Source organism: Pseudomonas sp. (assembly GCF_030147005.1).
Classification (GTDB): domain Bacteria; phylum Pseudomonadota; class Gammaproteobacteria; order Pseudomonadales; family Pseudomonadaceae; genus Aquipseudomonas.
Genome location: NZ_JASLAW010000046.1, coordinates 1 through 11,826, shown reverse-complemented (window position 1 = coordinate 11,826; position 11,826 = coordinate 1). Strand labels below are relative to the sequence as shown.

Annotated in this window: 10 protein-coding genes; 5 read left to right on the top strand and 5 right to left on the bottom strand. The window is 61.4% G+C overall.

Translation table 11 applies throughout. The features are described from left to right. Position 1 precedes the first annotated feature (1 nt). The 3 genes from Q1V60_RS03725 to Q1V60_RS03715 all read right to left on the bottom strand — a co-directional run bounded on the left by Q1V60_RS03725 (position 2) and on the right by Q1V60_RS03715 (position 2,272). The gene (locus Q1V60_RS03725; RefSeq protein ID WP_300627529.1) at positions 2-961 is read right to left on the bottom strand and encodes a DUF523 and DUF1722 domain-containing protein; all 960 of its coding nucleotides are present in this window, start codon (positions 959-961) and stop codon (positions 2-4) included. Positions 962-1,073: 112 nt separating this feature from the next. Further along, positions 1,074-1,289, bottom strand: coding sequence for a TIGR02450 family Trp-rich protein (locus Q1V60_RS03720; RefSeq protein ID WP_300627527.1), 216 nt, complete (start codon positions 1,287-1,289; stop codon positions 1,074-1,076). Then, complete coding sequence (locus Q1V60_RS03715) at positions 1,286-2,272, bottom strand: NAD(P)/FAD-dependent oxidoreductase (protein WP_300627526.1); 987 nt, start codon at positions 2,270-2,272, stop codon at positions 1,286-1,288. The genes Q1V60_RS03720 and Q1V60_RS03715 overlap by 4 nt, the downstream gene beginning before the upstream one ends. 212 nt (positions 2,273-2,484) lie before the next feature. Here Q1V60_RS03715 and Q1V60_RS03710 point away from each other — a divergent pair, with 212 nt between their 5' ends. Then, a complete protein-coding gene (locus Q1V60_RS03710; protein ID WP_300627524.1) occupies positions 2,485-3,384 on the top strand; it encodes a TIGR01777 family oxidoreductase in 900 nt (299 codons plus the stop codon). Positions 3,385-3,398: 14 nt separating this feature from the next. Further along, positions 3,399-4,424 (top strand): ferrochelatase, encoded by a 1,026-nt coding sequence (gene hemH, locus Q1V60_RS03705; RefSeq protein ID WP_300627522.1) that lies wholly within the window; start codon positions 3,399-3,401, stop codon positions 4,422-4,424. A gap of 59 nt (positions 4,425-4,483) precedes the next feature. Here the strand turns inward: hemH and Q1V60_RS03700 are convergent, their stop codons facing one another. Together Q1V60_RS03700 and algW are read right to left on the bottom strand one after the other, a co-directional pair. After that, positions 4,484-6,580 carry a TonB-dependent siderophore receptor gene (locus tag Q1V60_RS03700; protein WP_300627520.1) on the bottom strand — a complete coding sequence of 699 codons (2,097 nt, stop codon included), beginning with the start codon at positions 6,578-6,580 and terminating at the stop codon, positions 4,484-4,486. Positions 6,581-6,691: 111 nt separating this feature from the next. After that, a complete protein-coding gene (gene algW, locus Q1V60_RS03695) occupies positions 6,692-7,852 on the bottom strand; it encodes a Do family serine endopeptidase AlgW (RefSeq protein WP_300627518.1) in 1,161 nt (386 codons plus the stop codon). A gap of 101 nt (positions 7,853-7,953) precedes the next feature. Between algW and Q1V60_RS03690 the strand changes: the two genes are divergently transcribed. The 3 genes from Q1V60_RS03690 (at position 7,954) to cysN (ending at position 11,709) form a co-directional block, all read left to right on the top strand. Continuing rightward, complete coding sequence (locus Q1V60_RS03690; RefSeq protein WP_300627517.1) at positions 7,954-8,712, top strand: Nif3-like dinuclear metal center hexameric protein; 759 nt, start codon at positions 7,954-7,956, stop codon at positions 8,710-8,712. Between the two features lie 171 nt (positions 8,713-8,883). Next, positions 8,884-9,801, top strand: coding sequence for a sulfate adenylyltransferase subunit CysD (cysD, locus tag Q1V60_RS03685; protein ID WP_300627515.1), 918 nt, complete (start codon positions 8,884-8,886; stop codon positions 9,799-9,801). 9 nt (positions 9,802-9,810) lie between these two features. Beyond that, complete coding sequence (cysN, locus tag Q1V60_RS03680; RefSeq protein WP_300627513.1) at positions 9,811-11,709, top strand: sulfate adenylyltransferase subunit CysN; 1,899 nt, start codon at positions 9,811-9,813, stop codon at positions 11,707-11,709. Positions 11,710-11,826: the final 117 nt, after the last annotated feature.

Genomic DNA, 11,826 nt, shown 5'->3' with positions numbered 1-11,826 from the left:
CTTAGATCGCATTACGCAGGCTGAGGTTTTCCGGGTGCGGTTGCAGGTAGACCTGCTGGGCGATGTAGCGGTCCGGGTGTTGACGAAAGTGATGCTTGAGCAGAGTGAGCGGCACCACCAGCGGCACGATGCCCTGGCGGTATTGGCCGATGACGGTTTGCATTTCCTGCTTGTCCTCGGCGCTGATCACCTGCTTGAGGTAGCCGCTGATGTGTTGCAGCACGTTGCTGTGAGTGCCGCGGGTGGCGCACTTTTTCAGGCCCGTCATCAGTTCGTTGAAGTAACCGGTGGCCAGTTCGTCGAGGTCGTCATCCTTGCCCATGGTGCCGAGCATCTGGCCCAGGCTCTTGTAGTGCGCCGGGCTGTGGGCCATCAGCAGGTATTTGTAGCGCGAGTGAAACGCCAGCAGGCTATGACGCGTCAGGCCTTCGGCGAGCAATTGTTGCCAACTGGCGTAGACGAAAACGCGGGTGAGGAAGTTTTCTCGCAATACCGGGTCATTCAGCCGACCGTCTTCTTCCACCGGCAGGTTGGGATGGCGCGCGCAGAATGCCTGGGCATAGATACCGCGCCCGCCGCCGTCCACCGGGGCACCGTTTTCACGGTACACCTTGACTCGCTCCAGGCCACAGGACGGCGATTTCTGCATGAAGATGTAGCCGCACAGGTCGGTATGTTCGGCCGCCATCTTCTGCCCGTATTCATCCAGCGGCTCGGTCACGTTCAGTTCGCGGTGTACGGTGCCCACGGCCTGCGGGTTGGCGGCATCGCCGACCAGGCGGATGGTTTCACGCGGGATGCCCAGGCCGATCGCGACTTCAGGGCACAGCGGTACGTAATCGAAGTACTCGGCCAAAGTCTGGCTGCACAACAGGGATTGTTTGTGCCCGCCGTTGAAACGCACGTTCTCGCCCAGCAGGCAGGCACTGATGCCGATCTTGGGTTTCACGGAATTGGACATGGGGCAAACCTCTGCAAAATTCCTGTACAGCTTTTAATTTCTGTACAACTAATCTCATCATAGATTCGATCTTGTACAAGTCAAATATTTTGTACAGGTATTTTGCGCGTGTTTACTGCCAGCCCATCTTCCAGCTTTGCGGGTCCTGCAGGGTCTGCCACTCGAGGCGTTCGCTGCGCCGCGTCATCACCGCTTGCAGTTCTATTTCCAGCACGGTGCCTTCCTCGTCACGGAACAGTTCGGTGACGAGGAAGTGTTTTTCCTTGTTTTTCGGGGATGTCGCGGTCCATTTCGACAGCAGCAATTTGGTCGGGTTGATGCGGTTCATTGCAGGTGCTCGATCAACCGTCGCGCCGCCTCCTGGCCGCTGAGCCAGGCGCCTTCGACGCGCCCTGACAAACACCAGTCGCCGCAGACGAACAGCCCCAGGTCGGCATCGGCCAGTACGCCGAACTCATGACTGCTTGACGGTCGGGCATAAAGCCAGCGGTGTGCCAGGCTGAATGACGGCGCGGGCATGGCGCAGTTCAGCAATTCGGCGAAGGCGCCATGCAGGTGTTCGATCACCGCTTCTTTGGGCAGGTCCAGGTGTGCCTTGCTCCAGGTGCTGGTGGCATGCAGCACCCAGGTGTCGAGCGTAATGTCGCGCCCAGGTTTGCTGCGGTTACGCGCCAGCCAGTCGAGGGCGCTGTCTCGTACGAAACAGCCTTCCATCGGGGTATCCAGGGGCGTGTCGAAGGCCAGGGCGATGGCCCAGGTCGGGTCCATTTTAACCCCGGCCACGGCGCTCGCCAGCTTGGGTGCCGCCGCCAGCAGGGTGGTGGCCTGGGGCGCCGGCGTGGCGATGATTACATGGCTGAACGGGCCGTGATTATCGCCATCGGCGTCAAGCAGGTTCCAATGTTGGGTGCCCTGGAACACCTCGGTAATGCGGCAATCGAATTCCACCGGCAGGTCATCGAGCAGGGCGCGGGTGATGGCGCTCATGCGCGGCGTACCGACCCAGCGGATCTGTTCATCGGGGGAGGGCGTCAGTTGGCCGGACTTGAAGTTGTACAGCTGGGGTTTCCACTGTTGCGCCCAGCCGTGGCTTTGCCAGCGCTGCACTTCGTTGACGAAGCGTCGATCGCGGGCGGTGAAGTACTGCGCGCCCATATCCAGCGCGCCGGCATCGCTGCGCTTGCTGGACATACGGCCGCCGCTGCCGCGGCTTTTATCGAAGAGTTGTACAACGTGCCCCGCGTCTCGTAACGCTCGGGCGGCGGAGAGACCGGCAATGCCGGTACCTATGATCGCTATGGGGACAGTCATGGGAGGCCTCGTTTTACCGTTGGGTACAGACTACGCCGACACCAATAGCTGTACAATATTGTTTTTTGGTATAAGTTTTGGCGTGCCTGATTGTGTGGCGTGACCTATGGTTAAGATCAGGCTTAAACGACCGTCACGCTCGATTATCAAATTGATCCCTGCTTATAAAATAGACCAGTGAGCGGCCGCGAACGTTACATGAGGAGAGTCCCATGCATATTTTGCTGACCGGCGGTACCGGCTTGATCGGCCGTCAACTGTGCCGGCACTGGCTTGCCCAGGGCCATCGCCTGACCGTGTTGAGCCGCACGCCTGCGTCCGTTGCGCGGCTCTGCGGCGAGCACGTGGTGGGTGTCGCGCGCCTGCAAGAAGTGAACGGCGCCGTGGATGCGGTGGTCAACCTGGCCGGCGCGCCGATTGCCGATCGTCCCTGGACCCACAAGCGCAAGGCCCTGTTGTGGAGCAGTCGCATCAGCCTGACCGAAACCTTGCTGGCCTGGCTGGAAAGCCTGGAGCAGAAACCGGCGGTGCTGATTTCCGGGTCTGCGGTGGGCTGGTACGGTGACGGCGGCGAGCGTGAATTGACCGAGGCCAGCGGCCCGGTGCAGGACGATTTCCCCAGCCAGTTGTGTATCGCCTGGGAAGAAACTGCCGCGCGTGCCGAGGCCTTGGGGATTCGCGTGGTGCTGGTGCGCACCGGCCTGGTGCTGGCCGCCGAGGGCGGCTTTTTGTCGCGCCTGTTGCTGCCGTTCAAACTGGCACTGGGCGGGCCGATCGGCAACGGTCGTCAGTGGATGCCGTGGGTGCATATTCAGGATCAAATCGCCCTGATTGATTTTCTTCTGCACAAGGCTGACGCCAACGGTCCTTATAATGCCTGCGCGCCACACCCGGTGCGTAATCGCGAATTTGCCAAGACGTTGGGCCAGGTGCTGCACCGCCCGGCGTTCATGCCGATGCCGGCCTTTGCGCTGAAGGTCGGCTTGGGCGAGTTGTCGGGCTTGTTGCTGGGCGGGCAAAAGGCGCTGCCTGAGCGGCTGCTGGCCGCAGGTTTCACTTTCCAGTTCACTGAATTGCGCGCGGCCTTGGACGACTTGTCCAGCCGCCTCTAGAGATAGGATGTTGCATGACGGATCACGCGTTGTTACTGGTCAACCTGGGCTCGCCAAAGTCCACTTCGGTGGCCGATGTGCGCAGCTACCTCAATCAGTTTTTGATGGACCCTTATGTCATCGACCTGCCGTGGCCGGTGCGTCGTTTGCTGGTGTCGCTGATCCTGATCAAGCGCCCCGACCAGTCGGCCCATGCCTATGCGTCCATCTGGTGGGAGGAGGGCTCGCCGCTGGTGGTCCTCAGCCGTCGCCTGCAACAGCAGATGACCGCGCAGTGGACCCAAGGCCCGGTGGAGCTTGCGATGCGTTACGGCGAGCCTTCGCTTGAAACGGTCCTGACACGATTGGCTGCCCAGGGCGTTCACAAAGTGACCCTGGCGCCGCTGTACCCGCAGTTCGCTGACAGCACCGTGACCACGGTGATAGAGCAAGCCCGGCGGGTGGTGCGTGACAAGAAACTGAAGGTGCAGTTCTCGATCCTGCAGCCGTTCTACGACCAGCCTGAGTACCTCGATGCCTTGGCGGCGAGTGTGCGGCCTTATGTAGAACAGGATTACGATCACCTGCTGTTGAGTTTCCACGGTTTGCCGGAACGCCACCTGACCAAGCTCGACCCCACCGGCCAGCATTGTTTCAAAGATGCCGACTGCTGCAAGAACGCGTCTCCCGAGGTGCTTGCCACGTGTTATCGCGCGCAGTGTTTCAGCGTCGCCCGGGATGTGGCCGAGCGGTTGGGGCTGCCCGATGGCAAGTGGTCGGTGGCGTTCCAATCCCGCCTGGGCCGCGCCAAGTGGATCGAACCCTACACCGAGGCGCGTCTTGAAGCTCTGGCGCAACAAGGCGTGAAAAAACTGCTGGTGATGTGCCCGGCATTTGTCGCCGATTGCATCGAAACCCTGGAGGAAATCGGTGATCGCGGGCTGGAGCAGTTCCGTGAGGCGGGGGGCGAGGAGTTGGTGTTGGTGCCGTGCTTGAATGATGACCCGCAGTGGGCGGCGGCGCTCAATACGTTGTGTGAAAGAGCGCCGGTTTCACTGTAATCAACCCTGCACAAATCCACTAATGTGGGAGCGGGCGTGCTCCCACATTTTTGACGGTGTTACAGGTTCAAGGTCAGGCTGAGCGTGAGGTTGCGCGGCTCGCCGGGGTTGACCCAGTAGCTGCTGTAGGACCGCTCATAGTATTTTTTATCAAACAGGTTGTTGAGGTTCAGGCCCACGGTGACATTCTCCGTCGCCTTGTAATGCGCCAGCAGATCGACGGTGTGGTAGGCGGGCAGTTCGAAACCTGTGCCCGCCTCACCGGAGCGATCACCCACATACGTAAACGCCGCACCCAGGTCCGAGCCGCGCAACGCGCCGTCCTGGAATTCATACACTCCCAACAGACTGCCGCTGCGCTTGGCCACGCCGAGAATGCGGCTGCCGGTTGGAATGGTTTTATCGCCCTTGGTCACTTCGGCATCGATGTAGGCGAAAGCGCCGATCACGCGGATGGCGTCGGTGACTTGCCCGGTCAGTTGCATATCGAAGCCCTGGCTGCGCGCCTTGCCCATGGCACGGTTGGTGTTGGTCGCCGGGTCCAGGGTCAGCACGTTTTCCTTTTCGATATGGAAGGCGGCGAGGGTGACGCTGAGGCGGTCGTCAAACAGCTCGCTCTTGACCCCCACTTCATACCCCACGCCTTCTTCAGGCTTGAATGTCTTGCCGCCGGCATCCAGGCCGCTGTTGGGCTTGAACGAGGTGGAGGCGTTGGCGAATACCCCAACCTGCGGCGTGAGTTGATAGAGCAGGCCGGCGCGCTGGGTAAGGGCGTCGTGGGTTTGCCGGCTTGTGGCGTGGTTGCGGGCGAAGTCGTCGGTGCGCTGTTCGAAATGCTCGAAGCGCGCGCCCACCATGCCGCGCAGGCGGTCGGTGAAGACGATCTGGTCTTGCAGGTTCAGCGCCTGGCTTTTGGTCTGCTCGAAGAAGTCGGTGCCGGAGCGCGTGCCGTTGGGTTTTGGCTGGCCGTAGACCGGGTTGTAGATGTCGATGGGGAAGTCGCTGCCGCCGACGGTCGTCACACGTTCCTTCTTGCGGTAATCCTCGTATTCGGTGCCGACCAGCAATTCATGCTGCCAACTGCCGATGTCGAACAGGCCGCGCAGTTCCAGCTGGGTGATGCTGTCGTGCCACCCGGTGGAGCGCTCGCGGTAGCGACGGTTGACGGTGTGGCCATCGGCGTTCAGCGCGCGGCTTTCCGTAGCGTCGCCCCACAGGCTGCCTTGTTTGTAGTGGCTGGCCAGGCGCAGTTTCCAGGCGTCGTTGAGGTGGTGTTCCAGCGCGGCCTGGATGCGGTTGTTGTGGTTGCGGACATCGCCGTCGTCGGGCTCGCCGAGAAAGGTGGAATGGGACATGCCGGTGTTGGCAACAATGCCTCGGTCGAAGGTGGAGCTGTGGCGCACGAATTCGCTTTCCACCAGCAGGCTGGTGTCGGGGTCCAATTGCCAACTGAAGGAAGGCGCGACGAACACCCGCTTGGCGTCCACGTGATCACGGAAACTGTGGTTGTCTTCAACCGCCAGATTCACGCGCGACAACACGCGGCCTTCACTGTCCAGCGGGGTGTTCACATCCAGCGCCGTGCGGTAGCGGTCCCAGCTGCCTGCGCTGGTTTGCAATGTGGTGAAGGCCTCCGGCTGGGGCTTCTTGCTGACGATATTCACCGTGCCACCAGGGTCGCCACGCCCATACAGGCTCGCAGCGGGGCCCTTGAGCACTTCGATGCGTTCGATGTTCGCCGCGTCCGGCGTGCTCGGGTAGCCCCGGTTGGCGCTGAAGCCGTCCTGGTAGAACTCGGAGGTCGTGAAGCCACGCACGCTGTATTCGTAGAGCGTCAGGCCGCCGAAGTTGTTTTGCTTGGAGACGCCGCCGGCAAATTCCAGGGCGCGTTCCACGCTGGTGCTGCCCAGGTCCTTGAGCACCGTGGCGGGAATCACGCTGATCGATTGCGGGATGTCGCGCAGCGCGGTGTCGGTCTTGGTGGCACTGGCGGAGCGGGTAGCGCGGTAGCCCTGCACCGGGCCGGTCGCCGATTCATAGGCGTCGGTGGTGACGCTGATGGTGTCCAGTTCCAGGGTGTTTTCTTCGGCGTAGGCAGGGTCGAGCAGCAAACCCAGGGCCAGGCCGGCCAGGGGCACAAACTTTCGAGACGGCATGATAGAGCGTTCCAATGTCGGTATTGAAACAATATAACATGACCAATAAGAAAGATTGCTATGTAATGCCGCCTTACAAGTGCCCGCGAACGGGCACGTGCTCGACGTTGCTTATTGCTCTTCTTTTATGGGGGCCGTGGCTGGCGGTGGGCGCAGGCCGATTTCCGCCGACAGCTTGATCTCCTTGCCGTTGCGCATCACCTGGATCGCTACTTTGTCGGTCGGCTTGATCCGTGCCACTTGGTTCATCGACTTGCGGCCATCACCCGCCGGTGCGCCGTCGATGCTGAGAATCACGTCGCCCAGTTGCAAGCCGGCTTTCTGCGCCGGGCCGTCGCGGAAGATCCCGGCGACCACGATGCCAGGGCGCCCGGTCAGGCCAAATGACTCTGCCAGCTCTTTGGTCAAGGGTTGCACTTCAATGCCCAGCCAGCCGCGAATCACCTGGCCGTGTTCAATGATCGACTTCATCACCTCCATCGCCAGCTTTACCGGGATCGCAAAACCGATGCCCTGGGAGCCGCCGGACTTGGAGAAAATCGCCGTGTTGATCCCTGTCAGGTTGCCATTGGCATCCACCAGCGCACCGCCGGAGTTGCCGGGGTTGATCGCCGCATCGGTCTGGATGAAGTCTTCATAGCTATTAAGGCCCAACTGGTTACGCCCGGTGGCGCTGATGATGCCCATGGTCACCGTCTGGCCAACGCCGAACGGGTTGCCGATGGCCAGCGCCACGTCGCCGACGCGCAGGCCATCGGAGCGCCCCAGGGTGATCGAGGGCAAGTTATTCAGGTCGATTTTGAGTACCGCAAGATCGGTTTCCGGATCGCTGCCCACCACGCGGGCCAGGGTTTCGCGACCGTCACGCAGGGCCACCACAATCTGGTCGGCGCCGGTGGTCACGTGATTGTTGGTGAGGATGTAGCCTTCGGGGCTCATGATCACCCCGGAACCGAGGCTGGATTCCATGCGGCGTTGCTTGGGCCCGTTGTCGCCGAAATAGCGGCGAAACTGCGGGTCTTCGAACAAGGGGTGCGCCGGCTTGTTGATGACCTTGGTGGTGTACAGGTTGACCACGGCGGGGGCGGCAATGATCACGGCGTCCGCATAGGTCACCGGGCCTTGCACCACGGTGCTGGTTTGAGGCGCCTGCTGCAGGTTCACATCAAGGCTGGGCAAGCCAACCCACTGTGGATAACGCTGAATGATGAGCGTCGCGATCAGCACGCCAGCCAACAATGGCCATCCAAAAAAACGCAGTGCCTTGAGCATCAAGTAAGTCCTGACAGGTTGCAGGGGGCGCGAGAGCGCCCATAATGTCGCGCATTATACGAGGCTGCGAGGCCTGCGAACGGGATATTTAGGAGTCTTTTATGGCCGTCCCCCTTACCACCCTCGTCGAGGAAGCGGACCGCTACCTCGGCAGCGTAAAAATCGCCGATTATTGCCCCAACGGCCTGCAAGTCGAAGGCCGGCCCCAAGTGATGCGCATCGTCAGCGGCGTCACCGCCAGCCAGGCCCTGCTGGACGCCGCCGTCGAAGCCCAGGCCGACCTGATCCTGGTGCACCACGGGTATTTCTGGAAGGGTGAAAACCCCTGCGTCACCGGCATGAAGCAGCGCCGCCTCAAGACGTTGCTCAAGCACGACATCAGTCTGCTGGCCTACCACTTGCCCCTGGATCTGCACCCCGATGTCGGCAACAACGTGCAGTTGGCCAAGCACCTGGACATCACCGTCGAAGGCCCGCTGGACCCAGGCAACCCCAAGGTCGTCGGCCTGGTCGGCTCGCTCGCCGAACCGCTGTCACCGCGTGATTTTGCCCGTCGCGTGCAGGACGTGATGGGCCGTGAACCCCTGTTGATCGAAGGCAGCGAGATGATCCGCCGCGTCGGCTGGTGCACCGGGGGTGGCCAGGGCTATATCGACCAGGCGGTGGCCGCCGGTGTCGACCTGTACCTGAGCGGCGAAGCGTCCGAGCAGACCTTTCACAGCGCGCGGGAAAACGACATCAGCTTCATCGCCGCCGGCCATCACGCCACCGAGCGCTATGGTGTGCAGGCGCTGGGGGATTACCTGGCGCGGCGCTTTGCGCTTGAACACCTGTTCATCGATTGCCCGAACCCCATCTGAAATCTGCCATCGCGCCAATGTGGAGGCCCAGTTCCGCGCCAAACTCAGCGGTATATTCATATACCGTTTCGATCTAGTTGGCGCCCTGAATAGAAGCAGGTGCTGTGCTAGCATGCCCCGCTCGAACACGGCCCGCAGGCCGTCCACACGATCGTTTTTCCGTGAGTAGCCATGGTCGACAAACTGACGCATCTGAAACAGCTGGAGGCGGAAAGCATCCACATCATCCGCGAGGTCGCCGCCGAGTTCGACAACCCGGTGATGCTCTACTCGATCGGTAAGGACTCCGCCGTGATGCTGCACCTGGCACGCAAGGCCTTCTTCCCGGGCAAGTTGCCGTTTCCGGTGATGCACGTCGACACCCGCTGGAAATTCCAGGAGATGTACACCTTCCGTGACAAAATGGTCGAGGAACTGGGCCTGGACTTGATCACCCACATCAACCCGGACGGTGTTGCGCAGGGCATCAACCCATTCACCCACGGCAGCGCCAAACACACCGACATCATGAAGACCGAGGGCCTCAAGCAGGCCCTGGACAAGCATGGTTTCGACGCGGCCTTCGGCGGCGCCCGTCGCGATGAAGAGAAATCCCGCGCCAAAGAGCGCGTGTACTCATTCCGCGACAGCAAGCACCGCTGGGACCCGAAGAACCAACGCCCGGAGTTGTGGAACGTCTACAACGGCAACGTCAACAAGGGTGAATCCATCCGTGTATTCCCGTTGTCCAACTGGACCGAGCTGGACATCTGGCAGTACATCTACCTGGAAGGCATCCCGATCGTGCCGCTGTACTTCGCCGCCGAGCGCGACGTGATCGAGAAGAACGGCACGCTGATCATGATCGACGACGAGCGCATCCTCGAACACTTGTCCGACGAAGACAAAGCCCGCATTGTCAAAAAGAAAGTACGTTTCCGTACCCTTGGCTGCTACCCGTTGACGGGCGCGGTGGAGTCCGAAGCCGAGACGCTGACGGACATCATTCAGGAAATGCTCCTGACGCGAACTTCCGAGCGCCAGGGCCGTGTCATCGACCACGATGGTGCCGGCTCAATGGAAGATAAAAAACGTCAAGGCTATTTCTAAGGGGCTGTCATGTCGCATCAATCTGATTTGATCAGCGAGGACATCCTCGCCTACCTGGGCCAGCACGAGCGCAAGGAAATGTTGCGCTTCCTGACCTGCGGCAACGTCGACGACGGCAAGAGCACCCTGATCGGGCGCCTGCTGCACGACTCCAAGATGATCTACGAAGATCACCTGGAAGCCATCACCCGCGATTCGAAAAAATCCGGCACCACCGGCGATGACATCGACCTGGCGCTGCTCGTCGACGGCCTGCAGGCCGAGCGTGAGCAGGGCATCACCATCGATGTTGCCTACCGCTACTTTTCCACCGCCAAGCGCAAATTCATCATTGCCGATACCCCTGGCCATGAGCAGTACACCCGCAACATGGCCACCGGTGCGTCCACCTGTGACCTGGCGATCATCCTGATCGACGCCCGCTACGGCGTGCAGACCCAGACTCGTCGCCACAGCTTTATCGCCTCGTTGCTGGGCATCAAACACATCGTGGTGGCCGTCAACAAGATGGACATCAATGGCTTTGACCAGAGCGTGTTCGAGTCGATCAAGGCTGATTACCTGAAGTTCGCCGACGGTATCGCGTTCAAGCCGAGCACCCTGGCCTTCGTGCCCATGTCGGCGCTCAAGGGCGACAACGTGGTGAACAAGAGCGAGCGCTCGCCGTGGTACACCGGGCAGTCGCTGATGGAGATTCTCGAGACCGTCGAGATCGCCAACGACCGCAACTACACCGACCTGCGTTTCCCGGTGCAGTACGTCAACCGTCCGAACCTGAACTTCCGTGGTTTCGCCGGCACCCTGGCCAGCGGCATCGTGCACAAGGGCGATGAAGTGGTGGTGCTGCCGTCGGGCAAGAGCAGCCGCGTCAAATCCATCGTCACGTTCGAGGGCGAGCTGGAGCATGCGGGCCCTGGTCAGGCAGTGACACTGACCATGGAAGACGAAATCGACATCTCCCGTGGCGACCTGCTGGTGCATGCCGACAACGTGCCGCAAGTGACGGACGCCTTCGACGCCATGCTGGTGTGGATGGCCGAGGAGCCGATGCTGCCGGGCAAGAAATACGACATCAAGCGCGCCACCAGCTACGTGCCAGGTTCCATCACCAGCATCGTGCACCGTGTGGACGTGAACACCCTGGCCGAAGGCCCGGCGAGTTCGCTGCAGTTGAACGAGATTGGCCGGGTCAAGGTCAGCCTTGACGCCGCCATTGCGTTGGACGGTTACGACAGCAACCGCACCACCGGCGCGTTTATCGTTATCGACCGGTTGACCAACGGCACCGTCGCGGCGGGCATGATCATCGCCCCGCCCGTGACCCATGGCAGCGCGGCGCAGCACGGCAAGTTGGCCCATGTGGCCACCGAAGAACGTGCCCTGCGCTTCGGCCAGCAGCCGGCGACCGTGTTGTTCAGCGGCCTGTCCGGCGCCGGCAAGAGCACCTTGGCTTATGCGGTCGAGCGCAAGCTGTTCGACATGGGCCGTGCGGTGTTCGTACTGGACGGCCAGAACCTGCGTCACGACCTGAACAAGGGGCTGCCGCAGGACCGCGCCGGGCGTACCGAGAACTGGCGGCGTGCCGCTCACGTGGCGCGCCAGTTCAACGAAGCCGGCCTGCTGACCCTGGCCGCGTTCGTCGCCCCGGATGCCGAAGGCCGCGAACAGGCCAAGGCGCTGATCGGTAGCGACCGCCTGCTGACGGTGTACGTGCAGGCGTCGCCGCTGGTGTGCGCCGAGCGTGATCCGCAAGGGCTGTACGCCGCCGGTGGGGATAACATTCCGGGTGAGTCGTTCCCGTACGACGTGCCGTTGAATGCTGACCTGGTGATCGATACCCAGGTCCTGTCACTGGAAGACAGTGTCAAGCAGGTGCTGGAGTTGTTGCGTAAGCGCGGCGCGATCTAAACGCGTCGCCACAAAAAAGCCCGCCACCGAGTGATCGATGGCGGGCTTTTTCATGGTCTTGAAAACAACTCGGTCAACTGTGGGAGCGAGCGTGCTCGCGAAAGCGGCGTGACCGAC

What these genes read in the sequence shown, in the direction of transcription:
- Q1V60_RS03725 (WP_300627529.1), bottom strand. Translation starts at nt 961, where the DNA reads ATGTCCAATTCCGTGAAACCCAAGATCGGCATCAGTGCCTGCCTGCTG.
- Q1V60_RS03720 (WP_300627527.1), bottom strand. Translation starts at nt 1,289, where the DNA reads ATGAACCGCATCAACCCGACCAAATTGCTGCTGTCGAAATGGACCGCG.
- Q1V60_RS03715 (WP_300627526.1), bottom strand. Translation starts at nt 2,272, where the DNA reads ATGACTGTCCCCATAGCGATCATAGGTACCGGCATTGCCGGTCTCTCC.
- Q1V60_RS03710 (WP_300627524.1), top strand. Translation starts at nt 2,485, where the DNA reads ATGCATATTTTGCTGACCGGCGGTACCGGCTTGATCGGCCGTCAACTG.
- hemH (WP_300627522.1), top strand. Translation starts at nt 3,399, where the DNA reads ATGACGGATCACGCGTTGTTACTGGTCAACCTGGGCTCGCCAAAGTCC.
- Q1V60_RS03700 (WP_300627520.1), bottom strand. Translation starts at nt 6,580, where the DNA reads ATGCCGTCTCGAAAGTTTGTGCCCCTGGCCGGCCTGGCCCTGGGTTTG.
- algW (WP_300627518.1), bottom strand. Translation starts at nt 7,852, where the DNA reads ATGCTCAAGGCACTGCGTTTTTTTGGATGGCCATTGTTGGCTGGCGTG.
- Q1V60_RS03690 (WP_300627517.1), top strand. Translation starts at nt 7,954, where the DNA reads ATGGCCGTCCCCCTTACCACCCTCGTCGAGGAAGCGGACCGCTACCTC.
- cysD (WP_300627515.1), top strand. Translation starts at nt 8,884, where the DNA reads ATGGTCGACAAACTGACGCATCTGAAACAGCTGGAGGCGGAAAGCATC.
- cysN (WP_300627513.1), top strand. Translation starts at nt 9,811, where the DNA reads ATGTCGCATCAATCTGATTTGATCAGCGAGGACATCCTCGCCTACCTG.